Annotated in this window: 14 protein-coding genes and 1 tRNA gene; 12 read left to right on the top strand and 3 right to left on the bottom strand. The window is 62.1% G+C overall.

Features of this window, described 5'->3' with window-relative positions; translation table 11 throughout:
• Positions 1-26: 26 nt before the first annotated feature.
• The 8 genes from NKI37_RS20495 (at position 27) to recQ (ending at position 7,813) form a co-directional block, all read left to right on the top strand.
• Positions 27-1,004, top strand: a complete 978-nt coding sequence (locus NKI37_RS20495; RefSeq protein ID WP_023684104.1) for a TRAP transporter substrate-binding protein — start codon at positions 27-29, stop codon at positions 1,002-1,004.
• 70 nt (positions 1,005-1,074) lie between these two features.
• Positions 1,075-1,638, top strand: coding sequence for a TRAP transporter small permease (locus NKI37_RS20490; protein ID WP_023668678.1), 564 nt, complete (start codon positions 1,075-1,077; stop codon positions 1,636-1,638).
• On the top strand, positions 1,639-2,919 hold the full coding sequence (locus tag NKI37_RS20485) for a TRAP transporter large permease (protein WP_023684106.1): 1,281 nt from the start codon (positions 1,639-1,641) through the stop codon (positions 2,917-2,919).
• 23 nt (positions 2,920-2,942) lie between these two features.
• Positions 2,943-3,719: a FadR/GntR family transcriptional regulator gene (locus NKI37_RS20480; protein WP_023684107.1), complete on the top strand. Its 777-nt coding sequence runs from the start codon at positions 2,943-2,945 to the stop codon at positions 3,717-3,719.
• Between the two features lie 20 nt (positions 3,720-3,739).
• The gene (kduI, locus tag NKI37_RS20475; RefSeq protein ID WP_352787086.1) at positions 3,740-4,597 is read left to right on the top strand and encodes a 5-dehydro-4-deoxy-D-glucuronate isomerase; all 858 of its coding nucleotides are present in this window, start codon (positions 3,740-3,742) and stop codon (positions 4,595-4,597) included.
• Positions 4,594-5,361 (top strand): 2-dehydro-3-deoxy-D-gluconate 5-dehydrogenase KduD, encoded by a 768-nt coding sequence (kduD, locus tag NKI37_RS20470; RefSeq protein ID WP_023742216.1) that lies wholly within the window; start codon positions 4,594-4,596, stop codon positions 5,359-5,361. Before kduI ends, kduD begins: the two co-directional genes overlap by 4 nt.
• Positions 5,362-5,371: 10 nt before the next feature.
• Positions 5,372-5,710 carry a cupin domain-containing protein gene (locus NKI37_RS20465; protein WP_352787084.1) on the top strand — a complete coding sequence of 113 codons (339 nt, stop codon included), beginning with the start codon at positions 5,372-5,374 and terminating at the stop codon, positions 5,708-5,710.
• A 276-nt stretch (positions 5,711-5,986) separates the two neighbouring features.
• Entirely contained in the window at positions 5,987-7,813 is a 1,827-nt protein-coding gene (recQ, locus tag NKI37_RS20460) for a DNA helicase RecQ (protein ID WP_245270978.1), read from the top strand.
• A 1,317-nt stretch (positions 7,814-9,130) separates the two neighbouring features.
• Here recQ and NKI37_RS20455 read toward each other — a convergent pair.
• Complete coding sequence (locus NKI37_RS20455) at positions 9,131-10,069, bottom strand: AraC family transcriptional regulator (RefSeq protein WP_023668685.1); 939 nt, start codon at positions 10,067-10,069, stop codon at positions 9,131-9,133.
• Between the two features lie 127 nt (positions 10,070-10,196).
• On the opposite strand from NKI37_RS20455, the gene NKI37_RS20450 reads away from it, so the two are divergent.
• Positions 10,197-11,090, top strand: a complete 894-nt coding sequence (locus NKI37_RS20450; protein ID WP_352761102.1) for an SDR family oxidoreductase — start codon at positions 10,197-10,199, stop codon at positions 11,088-11,090.
• A 279-nt stretch (positions 11,091-11,369) separates the two neighbouring features.
• Here the strand turns inward: NKI37_RS20450 and NKI37_RS20445 are convergent, their stop codons facing one another.
• Positions 11,370-12,416, bottom strand: coding sequence for a class I SAM-dependent methyltransferase (locus tag NKI37_RS20445; RefSeq protein WP_352787081.1), 1,047 nt, complete (start codon positions 12,414-12,416; stop codon positions 11,370-11,372).
• Between the two features lie 267 nt (positions 12,417-12,683).
• On the opposite strand from NKI37_RS20445, the gene NKI37_RS20440 reads away from it, so the two are divergent.
• Positions 12,684-14,663: a putative bifunctional diguanylate cyclase/phosphodiesterase gene (locus NKI37_RS20440; protein ID WP_023726142.1), complete on the top strand. Its 1,980-nt coding sequence runs from the start codon at positions 12,684-12,686 to the stop codon at positions 14,661-14,663.
• Positions 14,664-14,803: 140 nt separating this feature from the next.
• Here NKI37_RS20440 and NKI37_RS20435 read toward each other — a convergent pair.
• Positions 14,804-14,893 (bottom strand) — tRNA-Ser (locus NKI37_RS20435).
• 369 nt (positions 14,894-15,262) lie between these two features.
• Here NKI37_RS20435 and NKI37_RS20430 point away from each other — a divergent pair.
• A complete protein-coding gene (locus tag NKI37_RS20430; protein ID WP_023726143.1) occupies positions 15,263-15,961 on the top strand; it encodes a 50S ribosomal protein L21 in 699 nt (232 codons plus the stop codon).
• A gap of 99 nt (positions 15,962-16,060) precedes the next feature.
• Positions 16,061-16,330 carry a 50S ribosomal protein L27 gene (rpmA, locus tag NKI37_RS20425; RefSeq protein ID WP_015315190.1) on the top strand — a complete coding sequence of 90 codons (270 nt, stop codon included), beginning with the start codon at positions 16,061-16,063 and terminating at the stop codon, positions 16,328-16,330.
• Positions 16,331-16,444: the final 114 nt, after the last annotated feature.

Here is a 16,444-nt window from a genome sequence, read left to right as displayed (position 1 = left end):
GAATTTTAAAAGGGAGGAAGACAGTCATGTTGCATTTTTCAAAACTGATGGCAGCCACATTCGCCTTCGGCTCGCTGATGATCGGCGTTGCCGGCGCCCAGACCGTACTGCGCTCGGCCGACACCCATCCGGACGGGTATCCGACCGTCGAGGCGGTCAAATATCTCGGCGAGCTCATCAAGGAGCGCACCGCCGGCCGCTATTCGGTCGAGGTCTATCATTCGGCGCAGCTCGGCGAGGAAAAAGACACGATCGAGCAGACGCAGACCGGTGTCATCGATCTGAACCGCGTCTCGATGGGTCCGTTCAACGGCATCGTGCCGGAAACCGCGGTGCCGTCGCTGCCCTACATGTTCCGTTCGGTCGAGCACATGCGCCATGTCATGGACGGGCCGATCGGCGACGAGATCCTCAAGGCCTTCGAGACGCATGATCTGGTCGGCCTTGCCTTCTACGATTCCGGCGCCCGTTCCTTCTACAACACCAAGAAGGACATCACCTCGATCGCCGATCTGAAAGGCATGAAGTTCCGCGTCATCCAGTCCGACGTGTTCGTCGACATGGTCAACGCGCTTGGCGCAAACGCCACGCCGATGGCCTATGGCGAGGTCTATTCGGCGCTCGAAACCGGCGTCATCGACGGCGCCGAGAACAACTGGCCCAGCTTCGAATCCGCCAAGCACTACGAAGTCGCCAAGCACTATACCGTCGACCAGCACCAGATCGTGCCGGAAGTGCTGGTGATGTCGAAATCGAGCTGGGACAGACTGACGCCGGAAGACCAGGCGATCGTCAAGCAGGCGGCCAAGGATAGCGTCGTCAAGATGCGCGAATTGTGGGACGCGCAGGAGAAGAAGTCGCGAGAGATCGTCGAGAAGGCCGGCGTCAAGGTCAGCGAGATCGACAAGCAGCCGCTGATCGATGCGATGAAGCCGGTCTACGACAAGTATCTGAAGACGCCGGAGCTCAAGGACCTCGCGACGCGCATCCAGGCGACCAAGTGATTTTCTGGCGGGGCGGCATGGCGCCGCCCCGCCAATCGCTTTTAGGGGACGGAAAGACCGGGAGGATCGGATGACTGCGGGAACGGCCAGGAGCGGAGCGCCACCGCGCTTCAGCGCGGTGCTTTCGAAGATTTGCGACGGTGCGCTCTATCTCGCGGGCATCGGGATGGTCGCCATGACCGCGCTTGTTGCCTACCAGGTGTTTTCCCGCTTCGTGCTCAACGCGTCACCGAGCTGGACCGAAGTCACCGCCATCATGCTGATGAACTGGTTCATCTTCCTGGGCGCTGCCGTCGGCGTGCGCGAGAATTACCATATGGGCTTCGACGTGCTGCTCTATATCCTGCCCAAGGGCAGCAAATGGGCGCTGCGCACCCTGTCCGACCTGATCGCGTTCGGCTTCGGCTTCGGCATGGTCTGGTACGGCTGCAAGCTGGTCGGGCTGACCTGGCACACTGTCATCCCGGCGCTCGAACTTCCCGGCGGTTTCGACTATCTGCCGCTGGTTGCCGGCGGCTTTCTGATCTGCCTGTTCTCGGCCGAACGCATCGCGCTGCGCTGGTCCGGCGCCGACATCGACAAGGATATCAATCTCGAAGAAGTGCCGGAAATGCCGGCCGTGCAGGAGGCCTAGATGGAACTCTGGATCCTGTTTGGCGTCTTCACGCTTTTGATGTTTGCCGGCACGCCGATCGCCTTTTGCCTGGGTGCGGCGTCCTTCGCCACCGTGCTTTATCTCGGCCTGCCGCCCCTGGTGGTGTTCCAGCAATTGAAGTCGGGCATGTCGGCGTTCTCGCTGATGGCGATCCCGTTCTTCATCTTTGCCGGCGACCTGATGGTGCGCGGCGGCATCGCGCAGCGCATCGTTTCCTTTGCCGGCTCGCTGGTCGGTCATGTCCGCGGTGGGCTCGGTCAGGTCAACATCATCGCCGCGACGTTGTTCGGCGGCATTTCCGGCTCGGCTGTGGCGGAAGCCGCTGCCGTCGGCGGGCTGATGATCCCGCAGATGAAAGCGCGCGGCTACGGAGCCGACTATGCCGTCAACGTCACCTCGATGGCGGCGCTGATCGCGCTGCTTCTGCCGCCGTCGCAGAACATGATCATCTATTCGATCGCCGGCGGCGGCAAGATTTCGATCGCCGACCTGTTCACCGCCGGTATCCTGCCTGGTCTGCTGTTCGCCGCTTCGCTGATGGTCACCGCCTATTTCGTCGCCCGCAGCCGCGGCTACCCGGTCGAGGCTTTTCCCGGCTTCTCGCGTGTCGGCCAGCTGGCGGTCATCGCCATCCCCGGACTTCTGCTCATCGGGATCATCTTCGGCGGCGTTCGCTCGGGCATTTTCACGGCGACGGAAAGCTCCTGCATCGCCATCATCTACGCTTTGCTGGTCACCGTCTTCGTCTACCGGTCGATGGCCTGGGGCGATTTCGTCCATGCCACAAAGGGCGCGGTGCGCACGACCTCAATGGTGCTGCTGATCATCGGCACGGCGGCCTCGTTCAGCTGGCTGATGGCCTATCTCAAAGTGCCGGTGTTGCTGATCGCAGGCATGAACGCCATCTCCACCGATCCGCTGGTGGTGCTGCTTCTGCTCAACGTCTTGATGCTGCTGCTCGGCACCTTCATGGACATGGGGCCGATGATCATCATCTGCACGCCGATCTTCCTGCCGCTGGTCACCCATTACGGCGTCGACCCCGTGCATTTCGGCGTCATCACCATCCTCAATCTCGGCATTGGCCTCAACACGCCACCGGTCGGCACGGTGCAGTTCGTCGCCTGTGCCGTCGGCAAGATTACGGTCTGGGAAGCGATGCGCTCGATCTGGCCGTTCTATGGCGCGGGCATCGTGGTTCTGGGGCTGGTGACCTATATTCCGGCGATTTCGCTCTGGTTGCCGAGCGTGTTCAAATAGGCGTCTTCAAACAGGGGTGCGATATGGCATCGGATAGCGCTGTTGATCTCAGGGTCGAGAGAAAACCCAAACTGTCGGAGACCGTCGTTGCGGCGATCCGCAAGCAGTTGCAGGCGGGCGAGATCCTGCCCGGCCACAAATTGCCGACCGAGGGCCAGCTGACCGAGACCTTCGGCGTCAGCCGCACCGTCATCCGCGAAGCGCTGGCCAAGCTCGCCGCCGACGGGCTGGTCGAGGCGCGCCAGGGCGCAGGCGTGTTCGTCACCGAGCACATCTCAACGATGTTCGGCGCGCTCGCCGCCGACATGGGCAGCAAGGATTCCATCGCGCTCAATGTGCTCGAAGTGCGCCTGGCCGTCGAAATCGAATCGGCCGGGCTCGCCGCCATTCGCCGCAACGCCGCGCAGGAAGCAGCGATCCAGGAAGCGTTCTTCGAATTCGAACGGCTGCTTCTCAACAGCGAGCCGACCGGTCCGGCCGATCTCGCCTTCCACCGTGCGATCGCCAGCGCCACCAACAACCCGTTCTATGTCGAGATGCTCGATGTGCTCGGACGCCGCGCCATTCCCTGCGACGTGACCTCGCCCTGGTCGACGGAACTTGTGCAATCCGACAGCTATCAGCGCGGGCTGCAGCGCGAGCATCTGGTGATCCTGAATGCGATCACGTCAGGCGACGCCGAAGCCGCGCGCGAGGCGATGCGCACCCATCTCACCGCCAGCCAGCAGCGCTACCGCGAGCGCCTGCACGCCCGCCAGGTCTTTTATGCCGACTCGGTCAGGGCGACGGCATCCGAATAACCATTTCAGCCGGAGCAGTAATGTCTCAAAGTCACCCGCATACCGATTTCACCTCGCGTTTCGCCATCGACCCGGTTGCCGCGGCTTCTATGGGCACCGACGAACTGCGGCACAACTTCCATATTGACGACCTGTTCCAGCCGGGACGCGTCAGCCTGACCTATGCCCATTATGACCGCATGATCGTCGGCGGCGCCGTGCCGGAAGGGACAGCGCTGCCGCTGGAAGCGATCAAGCCAACGGGGACCAGGAATTTTCTCGACCGCCGCGAGCTGATCATCGTCAACATCGGCTGCGCCGGCTCGGTGACGGCAAATGGCGAGACCCACCAGTTGCAGGCACGTGACATGCTCTATCTCGGCATGGGCAGCACCGACGTGTCGTTCGCGTCGGCCGACAAGGCAGCGCCGGCCAAATTCTATCTGCTCAGCGCCCCGGCGCATCACACCCATCCCAACCGGCTGATCCGCATCGGCGACGCCAAGCGGCTCGACCTCGGCAGCAAGGAAACCTGCAATGAGCGCTCGATCTTCCAGTTCATCCATGCCGATGGCGTCAAGACCTGCCAGCTGGTCGTGGGCATGACGCAGCTGGCGCCGGGCTCGGTGTGGAACACTATCCCTTGCCATGTGCATGACCGGCGCATGGAGGCCTATCTCTATTTCGACCTGCCGGAGACGGCGCGCGTCTTCCATTTCATGGGCGAGCCGGACGAAACGCGGCATCTGGTGATGGCTAACGAGGAGGCGGTGCTGTCGCCGGGCTGGTCGATCCATTCGGGGGCCGGCACCTCGAACTATGCCTTCATCTGGGCGATGGCCGGCGACAATGTCGACTACACCGATGTCGACCCGGTGCCGCTGGGTGAATTGCGTTGAGCGGCCCTTCCTCCTTCAGCCTGGCCGGCAAGCGTATCCTGGTCACCGGCGCGAACACCGGCATCGGCCAGGGCATCGCCGGCTCGATCGCGCGCGCCGGCGGCACCGTCATCGGTGTCGGCCGCTCGGCGATGGACGACACGGAAAGACAAGTCGCGGAAGCCGGTGGCCAGTTCGAGGCGGTGCGATGCGATCTTGCCGACCATGCGGCCGCCAAGGCGATGCTCGACCAGGTCTGGGAAAAGACCGGCCCGATCGACGGGCTGGTCAACAATGCCGGCATCATCCGCCGCGCCGATGCGGTCGATTTCTCCGAGGCCGACTGGGACGACGTCATCGACGTCAATCTGAAGACGCTATTCTTTCTCAGCCAAGGTTTTGCCAGGCGCGTGCTGACCGACCCGAGGCGGCGCGGCAAGATCGTCAACATCGCCTCGGTGCTGAGTTTCCAGGGCGGCATCCGCGTCGCGTCCTACACCGCGTCGAAACATGGCGCGCTCGGCATAACCCGGCTGCTGGCCTGCGAATGGGCGGCAAAAGGCATCAACGTCAACGCGATTGCGCCCGGCTATATCGAAACCAACAACACCGAGGGGTTGCGCGCCGATCCCGACCGCAGTGCTGCCATCCTGGCGCGCATTCCGGCGGGACGTTGGGGCGGGCCGGAAGACATAGGCGATGCCGCCGTGTTCCTGCTGGCGCCGGCGTCCGACTATATGCATGGCGCGGTGGTTCCCGTGGACGGCGGCTGGCTGGCGCGATGAGGAGATGGTCATGATTGAAGCCAAGATTTTCGCACAGCCCGGCGAGAGCGCCTGGACGCCGACGCCGGACGGCAACAGACGCCGCGTTCTCGTCTCCACCGATGAGCTGATGATGGTCGAGTTCGGCTTCGACAAGGGCGGCGTCGGCGCACTGCATTCGCACCCGCATGTCCAGGCCAGCTATGTCGCCGAAGCTCGCTTCGAGGTGACCATCGACGGCCGCACCGCGACCATCGAGACCGGCGGCAGCTTCATCGTGCCGTCCAATCTGGTGCACGGCGTCAAGGCGCTGGAGGCCGGGCGCCTGGTCGACAGCTTTACCCCGCACCGCGCCGATTTCCTGGCCTGAACCTTTTTCGGCAATTCCAGAAACAGGAAACCCGCGCCTCCTGGGGAGGCGCGGGCTGTTGCCTGTGCGCTCGTGGCGCAGCGGTACTCGAAACATCGCCGCAGGGTTGGACGGTGCCGCAACATGGTGAAGATAGGTTTAACGATGCCAATCAGGTCGATCGCCGGTGGGGTGTTGCTGCTGCTTGTTGTGGTCACGCAGGGGCTGCGCTAATCGTTCTGGCCACGCCGCTGCTTCGGGCGGCCGATCGCAAAAACATCAGTGATGCAGATATCGATGACAAGCGTGCCGACGCACGATCCCAAACGGCGCGTCCTCAAGGACGTGTTCGGCTTCGACGATTTCCGTCCCGGACAGGCCGCGGTGATGGAGGCGCTGCTTGGCGGCCGCCATGTGCTGGCCGTCATGCCAACGGGTGCCGGCAAATCGCTGTGCTACCAGGTTCCGGCGCTGGTCAAGGGTGGGCTGACCATTGTCGTTTCGCCGCTGGTGGCGCTGATGCAGGATCAGGTCGCGGCACTGCGCCTCGCCGGCGTCGCCGCCGATACGATCAATTCCTCGATCGACCGTGATGCCAATGTCGCGGCATGGCGCCGCGTCGCGTCGGGCCAGACGCGGCTGCTCTACCTCGCGCCGGAACGGCTGATGACCGAGCGGATGCTGGATGCGCTTGCCAGGCTCGATGTCAGCCTGATCGCCATCGACGAGGCGCATTGCATTTCGCAGTGGGGGCCGGCGTTCCGGCGCGAATATGAAGACCTTTCGCAACTGCGTGGCATCTTTCCCGACGTACCGATCATTGCGGTGACGGCGACGGCGGACGAGACGACGCGGGCAGACATCGAGAGACGGCTGTTTGGCGGGCGTGTCGAAACGCAGGTGCTTGGCTTCGACCGGCCCAACATCAAGCTTGCCATCGAGCCCAAACAGGACAGCAAGCGGCAGTTGCTCAATTTCATCGGGCGCCATCAGGGACGCAGCGGCATCGTTTATTGCCTGTCGCGCAAGAAGACCGAAGAGATGGCGGCGTTTCTCGAAAAGAACGGCGTGACCGCGCTCGCCTATCACGCCGGGATGAGCAAGGAGGCGCGCGATGCGAATCAAAACGCCTTCATGACCCTGTCGGGCGTCGTCATGGTGGCGACCATCGCCTTCGGCATGGGGATCGACAAGCCTGATGTCGCCTATGTCTTCCACACCGATCTGCCCGGCAGCCTGGAAGCCTATTACCAGGAGATCGGCCGTGCCGGTCGTGACGGGCGGGCGGCTGAGGCGCATATGCTTTACGGCCTCGGCGATATCCGCATGCGCCGCATGTTCATCGACGACGAGGACGCAGCCGTTGAGCACAAGCGCCGCTCGCATGGCCGGCTCGATACGCTGATCGGCTATTGCGAGACGGCCGAGTGCCGCCGCCAGGTGCTGCTCGGTTATTTCGGTGAAGAGGCGGTCCCTTGCGGCAATTGCGACAATTGCCTGGAACAGGCGCCGCGCACCGACGGCACCGCCGAGGCGCGCCTCATCCTGGCGGCGGTGGCGCAGAGCGGCGAGCGCTTCGGCGCCGGCCATGTCATCGACATCCTCATCGGCCACGAGACTGAAAAGATCGCGGCAAGGGGGCATCACAGGCTGGCAGCCTTCGGCAATGGCACCGCGCACAAGAAGGATTTTTGGCAATCTATGATTCGCCAGCTGGTCGCGAACGGTTTCCTGATGCCGGACCCGGCCGGCCATGGCGGGTTGGCCATCGCGGACAAGGGCCACGCACTCGGCCGGGGCGAGGTGCCGTTCCAGTATCGGGTCGAGATGCGCACGCGCGCCGCGCGCCGCGCGGCTCGCGCCGGGCAGAGCCCCCAGAGCGAAAATGTAGATGCGTCGCTGCTCGCGGCGCTCAAGACGCTGCGGCTGCGTCTGGCCAAGGAACGCCAGGTGCCGGCCTATGTGGTGTTTTCGGATCGTACACTGATCGACATGGCCGAGCGTCGTCCGCAAGACCTCGACGATTTCGCCGGGGTGAATGGCGTCGGCGCCGCCAAGCTCAAGGAGTTCGGCGCGATTTTTGTCAGCGCCATTGCCGCGCACCTTTCCGAGACGCCAGGCTGAAAGGGTGTTGCTGGACCAAAGCCCGATCCGGCATCAGTACGCCTTCAACTTGCCCGCCCGCTTATCCTTTCATTTTGGCGCTACCCTGCCGTAGGGGAATGGCCTTCCAAATTGTATGGAACCGTGACGACAAACCACACATTCCTGAATCTAAGCGGTCGATTCTCGGATGTAGCCGTGATTATGGAAACCCGCTGTTGCGCGCGGGTGGCGGTTTTCTCGGCCTTGGAGACGCTACGTCGGCAGCCGCGATCCGCTGAGCCGAATGGTATGATTCAGACCATCTTTGTTGTTGAAAACCCGCTTTCGACGGGAGTATAAAACTCGAGGTTACCATTGCTTTTCGTATAGAGGCTGTGGTGGAAACGTGGGTCCAATCCGCAAAGCATTGCCTTGCGTGGAAGTGGTCGAACCGGCGGCGAATGGTCCGTTCCTGTGGCCAAGGAAGACCAGGAAATTACCCGATCATTCGTGATTGAACCGTTTGCGCTGTCCTATGCTGAGGGCCAGCGGATACGCCTGCATCTCGACAAGTTCGTTCGTCTGCAGAGAGGCTAAGCCTGATGAAAGACCGGTGGGAACCTGACCACCAGTTCATTGAAAGCGCCCGCCGTAGCCAGCTCCGAGCGGAGAGCCAACTGGACTCCCTGCAATCGACCATCGCCGAAACGCGACGCGTCCTAGAGGCTTCACGGAAGCTCTTGGAAAAGTTGCCGAGCGCGAAGACCATACCCAGCCATAGGGAATGGCCGGTGCAGGTTGGGCATGCTTGTGGGGCTTCACCGCACCGGCCACTGCGGGGAGATATGAGGCCCCCCGCGCCGCCTAAGATATAGGCATATTAGCAATCGCGCAATTAACCCTATTGCGCTACCCAGCCGTAGAGGCAAGGAAATCGGAGAAGTTGGTGCCGGTTAACCGCCAGCACGCGAGCAAGTCATTCTGAAAGCATGAAAAACGCGATTTTGCTCGTGCCAATTGAGCGTCTGAAATCTAGTTCCTGCTGCCGATTATCCCTAAGTTAACAGAAATACTTATATTCCCGAAGGGTTGCGAATCAGTCGATTGTCAAGCGCATGCCATGGAGCAAGCAAGGGATCGATCTGAGCAGAAGGGCCGCAGCGGTCGAAGCGCGCTGGGAAATCCGAGCGGCTTCGGCAATTGTCCGCTCTGGCTCGCCCGCTACAACTCGACTCGCGCAGTGTGGACGGAATCACCGGCCATGTGGACGAGAACCATCTGGCGATGTCGTTCACCGAGTTTCGTTCGCGCTACAGCCTTTAAGGGCAAGGTGATCAAGGCGATCGGATCGCCGCCTCAGGCGGCTTCGCGTTCGGCCTGCGCAGTCAGGTCCGGCTCCCGGCGGCTGTACTGCCGCGGCGAACAGCCCATGACGCGCTTGAATGCCGTGCTGAAGGCGCTTTCGGATTCGTAGCCGAGCGCCAGGGCGATGACGGAAACCGGATCGCCGGAATGCATCAGCCGGTCGCCGGCCAGCATCATGCGCCAGCGCGTCAGATAATCCAGGGGTGAGGCCCCGACCGTCTGCTTGAATCTGAGCGCAAAAGTCGATCGCGACATGCCGGCGCGCTCGGCCAGCTTCTGCAATGTCCAGCCATGGGCCGGGTCTTCGTGCATGGCGCCGATCGCCGCGCCGATCTGCCTGTCGGTCAGTGCGAACAGCCAGCCGACATTGCCTTGCGCCGTCATATGCAGGCGCAAGGCCTCGATCAGGATCATGTGGGCGAGGTGCTCGACGATGAGAAAGCCGCCGGGACGCCGCTGGCGCAATTCCTGCATCATCCGCTCGACCGGCCAGCGAAGCGCCGAATGGTCGCTCTCGCCGCGGATATGGACGATGGGCGGCAGCATCCGCAACAGGATGCCGGCATGGTCGCCGGACAGCGTGAAGCGACTGCTGACCAGGAGGAAATCGCCGCCGCCATTATGGACGGTGATGCCGCCGGTCCGCGCCGGTGAAAAGATCGTTCGCGCATCGACCGTCGGCAGGCCGAGATCGCTGGCAAGGCGGAAAGGCCGGCCGCGCGGCAACAGGAAGCAGTCGCCCACGTCCAGCCGCACCGCGTCAGGGACGCCCTCGACCGACAGCCAGCATCGGCCGGACACCACGGCGCCGCATTTGATGGCGGCCTGCTGGTCAGGGAACTGGATCGCCCAGTCGCCACCGGTTTCCAGCCCAGCCGACAGGTAATTGCGCGGCTTCAGTAGCGACAGCACGTCTGACAGCGGATCCATGAGCGTTCTCGGACGATTGCGAAGATATCTCGGATTTTACAGTATAGATCGTATGATCGCAACCTTCTATCTCCTTCGGCAACGGGCTGCCTGTACGGCCTTCGCCGAAAACCAAGGAGAAATGATCATGCGTGTGTTCGTTACCGGGGCTACCGGTTTTGTCGGTTCGGCTGTTGTGCGGGAATTGCTCGGGGCGGGCCATCAGGTGCTTGGCCTCGCGCGGTCGGAAGCAGGTGCGGAGTCGATCGTGGCCGCGGGCGCCGAGGCGCATCGCGGCGATATCGAGGATTTCGACAGCCTGCGCAGCGGCGCTGCCCAATCGGATGGCGTCATCCACACGGCCTTCAACCACGACTTTTCGAGATTCGCCGCCAGTTGCGCAGTTGACCAGCGCGCCATCGAAACGCTCGGCGCGGCGCTCGAGGGTTCCGAGCGGCCGCTGCTTGTCACCTCCGGCCTCGCCGGTTTTGCGCAGGGAAGGCCGGCAACCGAAGACGACAAACCCGCGCCTCCATCGGCCGCCATGCCGCGCGCTTCGGAAGCAACGGCCGTGGCGCTCGCAGCGCGCGGGGTGCGCGCATCGACGGTGCGGCTGGCGCCTACCGTCCATGGCGAGGGCGATCACGGTTTCGTGCCGATGCTGATTGCCATTGCGCGTGAAAAGGGCGTCTCGGCCTATGTCGGCGACGGCGCAAATTGCTGGGCGGCGGTGCACCGGTTCGACGCCGCCACCCTGTACAGGCTGGCGGTGGAGAAGGGGGCGGGCGGCGTCAGCTATCATGCGGTTGCCGAACAGGGCGTGGCGAGCAAAGAGATCGCCGAGATCATCGGCCGCCGGCTCGGCCTGCCGGTCGTTTCCATAGGCCCCGAGGACGCGGCTGCGCATTTCGGCTTTCTCGGGCATTTCATCGGCAGGGACTTGTCGGCGTCAAGTGAGCAGACCCGCACTGCGCTGGGATGGCAGCCGACCGGGCTTGGGCTCATCGCCGATCTCGACCGTCCCGGCTATTTTGCGAGCTGAATGGGATCAGGGCCAGTCGCGTTGCATTGCACGACCGACAGCCTGGCGATCAGCGGCAGTGCCAGCAACACGGCCACACGCAGCCCGCCGAGCGGGCAGCACCGTCGTGCTGCTGGAACCGCCGCCACATCTGTATGGAGGCAAGCAGAACGAACACGGCGTAGGCCGCCCGCAGCCCGGACGACCTGCTCGCCCGTCGCCGGAAAGCCGGCGAAGGCATGGCCTCGTCATGGCAGACCTACCTTGTTACGGGGATGCGCGCGCGATTCCCGCGCCTAGTTAGAGATCGCTCTTCCTCACCTTGCCGTAAACGATATTCCGGTTCGAGCCATAGTAGACTTTCGCGTCGAAAGGACTCCCGCCGAGGGCGGCATTGATGATGTCCCACATATCGTCGGCCGAACGTAGGATGAGCGGCCAATCCATGAAAGTCTCCATGTAACCATCCGTCGTTATCTCGTCGCTGAAATTGGCAAACAGGAATTCGCCACCGGGCTTGACGAGTTCCATGGCTCTTTGAAGCAGGCGGACGCCGATGGCACGCGGCAGGTAATCGTAAAGCCCCGATGCGTAGACTAGATCGAATGTGCCAAGGGCGTAGGCGCGGCGCAGGATGCCGCGTACGGAACCCTGGACTGCCTCGACTGCCGTGCCGGCAAAGTCGTGGTTCACCGTGGCTACGCTGACGGGGTCCTGATCCAGGCCGATCCAACGCTGCAGTTTATGCCTGGCCAACGCGTCCGAGCGTTCGGCTTCCCTGAGGTGGCCGCAGGCAATCGCCAGCACCTCAGCCTTTTCCACACTGCTGGCCGTCTCGTCCACGGTCCTGGCCAGAATATCCCGCCGCTCGCGCCCCGCCACCGAACTGGCAGCTTCACTGGTGTACGCATAGATTTGCCGACCAAGTAAGGTCGACGAGGCCACGATCTCGTCGGCGATCGGATGCTTGTAGTAAATATCCAGCAGGCCTGCATCGCCCGAATACCCGCGCGGTTTTTCGACCGACCACCGCGTGAACGGGTCCTGGAGCAAATATTCCGCAACCCGATGCTGCTGAGCCAAAGGAACGAGTTTCTGCCAAACCGCGGGAGCAACCTGCCGGCGGAGCTTGTGGAGTCGCCCCGCCAAACGATGGACGACGGGGGCGGCCGGTTTGTTTCGCGCAAAGGCTTGATGAGCAAGGTCCAGTATCAGGGCGAGCTGGGCCGTGCTGTCCCTCAACTCGTCGGAGTCAGCCGCCTCTTCGGAGGTCGCAACATGTTTCTTCATCAGCCTGGTGGTGACCAGGCTGTATTGGTCGAGCTGCAGTTTTGGCTTGATAGGCATGCCGTTTACTCTCCGGTTTACCGCCCCGGTCCCCGGCCAGCAGCATAGGTGCGCCGCCAACCAATGCTAACAATTTTAATAAAATTTTAGTAAAATTTTAATCAACGGAATGGCCATCAATCCTGCAAACTGGCTAAATCCGAACCGCCCGTTTACCCTCGGTTAGCGACATCTGACTTTTCTTGCGGACAGGGACGTCTTCATTCCCCGACCGCAGGCGACGTCGGCTGTTGCATTCGCTACTGCAGATCGCGGAGGAGCGTTGCGATGCAACTGAGCGAGGACGTTGCCCAGAAGGTGGCGGCAGCGATTGGACGTCCGCGGTGGCATTCCGCCGATCCGGAACTCCTGACACTGTTCCTGCAGAAGGATGCCGATGAGAATCGCAGTCTTGTGCGATGGGGTATTGCGGCTGCTGTATTCAGCTATGTGGCCTATGGCCTTTTCGATTGGTTTCTCTTTCCGGATGTCGCCGGCCGGCTTGTTTTGACGCGCGTTACGCTAGGGGTCACTTCCCTGGCGCTTGTCGAATTTGTCGCCCGACGGGGCTTTGCCCTTGCCACCTTGCACCTTGTAGCAGCGCTGGCGATTGTCTCCGGTGCCCTTGGGTGGCTCGTCTCCGCTGTTGGAACAGAGCATCAGGATGCCCTCTCCCATTTCATGGTTTTTGGCACAGTGTTCATCCTGGGTGCGAATCTGTTCTTCAACTTCCGTTTTTGGCTTTCAGCCCTTGCCTCCGCGACGGTCGCCGCAAGCTTTGTGTACGCCGCGATGTTCTCCCTTCAGGCCGACATCGCCGGCCGCATCGTGCTGTCGGCCTATTTCGTGAACTGCCTCGTCTTGTCGCTTTATCTTTCGTGGCGGCTGAGCCTGGAGCGGTACCAGACCTTCCTGCACGCGCTTCGGGCGCAGTTCCAGGAGCAGGCTGCTATCAAGAAGGGGCAGAAGCTAACCGAAATCGCCGACACCGATCCGCTCACGGGAATGAAGAACCGCAGGGCGATCATTCGAGAATTCTCGGAGCTGCGCGAAGACTGGGCCGCGGACGACGACGAGATAGGGCTCATTCTGATCGACGTCGACTACTTCAAAAGGTTCAATGACGGACTTGGTCATCAGGCCGGCGACGATTGCCTGATCAAACTCGCCCATGTCCTCTCCGAGATGGCGGCTGCCAACAACGCCATCGCGGCCCGCTATGGCGGAGAAGAATTCGTCATTCTCTGCAAGGTCACCGGGCGGGCTCACCTTCATGAGATAACGAAGAAATTCTGTCGCGCTGTAGAGGATTTGGATATCTACCACCCTGATCGGGGCGACAAGCTCAACATCGTAACGATCAGTGCCGGGGCGTCGTTGACGCGCGCCGATCAGAGCATAGAGCTTAGAATCCTGCTGCAGGAAGCTGACCGCGCGCTCTACGCGTCCAAGTTTGCCGGTCGGGCTACGTTCACGATTTACGACCCGCATGCCACCAGCCAGGATCGCTCCGGCGAAAATCTTTCAGAACTGCTGAAGGTGGCAGTTTCCAACCAGCTCGTTTCTGTCGCTTACCAGCCAATTCGCGAGCTGGCGTCGGGACGCGTGCTGGGCCACGAGAGTCTGATGCGGGTATGCGACTTCGACGGCACCATGATCAGTCCGTCCGTATTCATACCCGTTGCCGAGCAGACCGGAGCGATCGTGGAACTGGGTACGTGGCTGATCGATCGAGCCTGCGGTGACATGGCGGAATATGGATTGGGCTCGGTCGTGACGGTGAACGTCTCCGTTCTTCAGCTCAAGGCTCCCAACTTTTCACTCCGGATCACCGAGATCCTTGGCAGGCACGGCCTTGCGCCCCAGAAACTGGCCATCGAAATCACCGAAGGCAGTGACATCTTTCTGGAGGCGCAAGCGGTAAGAAACGTGGAGCGGTTGCGAAAACTCGGCGTTCAGATCTGGCTGGACGATTTCGGAACGGGATTTGCCGGCCTGACATGGCTCCGCCGCTTCAAATTCGACGTGGTCAAGATCGATCGCAGCTTCCTCCACGATTGCCAGACCTCTCGCGGCTTGAGCCTGTTGCGGGACATGGTCGGGCTGCTTCGCAATCTCGGCCATGTCGTGCTCGCCGAGGGCGTCGAAACGGAGGAGCAGTACATATTGCTGCAGCGCCTGGGGGTAAATTTGATGCAGGGCTTCCTCACCGGGCATCCAGTCCCGATCGAAGGCGTAAACCAAATGAGGCAAGGCCTTGTTGCCTAGCGGCAGCCCCTTCGCTGAAGCTTCGGAGGGCATCCTGCTTCGTTCCGGTCCCCCTACGCTACTTCGTAGCTTCGGGCGACACTCCTACGCCCAGATGCGGTTCCGGGTGGCCTGCCACCCGAAGCCCGCAGGGCGTAGGGTGGCGGAGAGGGAGGGATTCGAACCCCCGATGGGCTTGCACCCATGCCGCATTTCGAGTGCGGTGCATTCGACCACTCTGCCACCTCTCCGCGGTCATGGTCGGCCGTTGCCGGCGCGGCGCACTAGATAACGGCTGGGCGGGCAGGTTACAAGGCCAAATCCGCGGGGGAATTCAGCTTCCTGTGCGGGCTCTGTCTGGAGGGCTGCGTTGCGGCCACGTCGGCAGATGGGGCCAACCGGTCCTCGACCGGAGAGATCGGGGGCGGCAAGGAGGCGGCGTGGCCAAGGATTCCGCCCGTTTGCCTTGACTCGTACCGAACCTTCGGTTAGGGGAAGCGCGCAATCGGCGTGGAGGGTTCTTCCACGCCGCTTGTTTTTCGAACCCGCAGACTGACAAAAAGACGGCCGAACCGCGTGACGCGGCTCATCGAGGCCGACCGAACAGCGAAAGGCAAAAAATGTTCGCAGTCATTAAAACGGGCGGTAAGCAGTATCGCGTTGCCGCCAACGATCTCCTGAAGATCGAGAAGCTCGAAGCCAATGTCGGCGATATCGTCGAAATCGGCAGCGTCCTCGCCCATGGCGAAGGCGAAAATGTCACCTTCGGCGCCCCGTTCGTCGATGGCGCTCTGGTCACGGCGGAAGTCGTCGAGCAGGGCAAGAACCGCACCGTCATCGCTTTCAAGAAGCGCCGCCGGCAGAATTCGCGCCGCAAGATCGGCCACCGCCAGCTTCTGACCACCGTGCGGATCGCCGAGATCCTGCTGGGTGGCGCCAAGCCTTCCAAGAAGGCCGCAGCCAAGGTGGAAGTCAAGGCTGACGTAGCGCCCGAGGCGAAGGCTGAGGCCGCGCCGAAGGAAGCCAAGGCGAAGAAGGAAGCCAAAGCCGAGGCTGCTCCGAAGGATGAAGCCAAGACGGAGACCGCCGTCGCCGCGCCGCTGTTCAAGGCGCCGAAGGGCGAGCCGGACGATTTGGCCGTGATCAAGGGCATCGGCCCGGTTGCCGCCGGCCAGCTGCACGAGCAGGGCATCACCACCTTCGCCCAGCTTGCCAAGCTGTCGGACAAGGACGTGGCCAAGATCGACGCGCACATGCCCTTCAGCACCGACCAGATCAACGACTGGCGCGAGCAGGCCAAGGAACTGGCGAAGAAGTAAAACGAACCGGCGACAAGGTCGCCGGATCGGACTTGAAACGGAACGCGAACGCGTTCATAAGACCATTCAAGCGCCCCAGGGCGCATCGGAGTTAGTTAGATGGCACACAAGAAAGCTGGCGGCTCGTCGCGCAACGGTCGCGACTCGCATTCCAAGCGTCTGGGCGTGAAGAAGTTCGGCGGCGAAGCCGTCATCCCGGGCAACATCATCATCCGTCAACGCGGCACCACCTGGCATCCCGGCGTCAATGTCGGCATGGGCACGGACCACACCCTTTTTGCGCTCGAGACCGGCGCAGTCACCTTCAACAAAAAAGCCAACGGCCGAACCTACGTATCGGTCAACCCGATTACCAAAGCCGCGGAGTAGCCGGTTCCGCACTATAAAACCGGCGCCCATCTCGGGAACCGGTGTCTGGCCAAACCAGTGAATGGAGCCAGGAAAAGGATCAGGGGAGATGGGTTTTCCATCTCCCCTTTTTTC

Source organism: Mesorhizobium sp. M0626, assembly GCF_040320665.1.
In the GTDB taxonomy this organism is placed as follows: Bacteria; Pseudomonadota; Alphaproteobacteria; order Rhizobiales; family Rhizobiaceae; genus Mesorhizobium.
The sequence above is the reverse complement of the archived record's forward strand: the minus strand, read 5'-3'. Positions and strand labels throughout refer to the sequence as shown.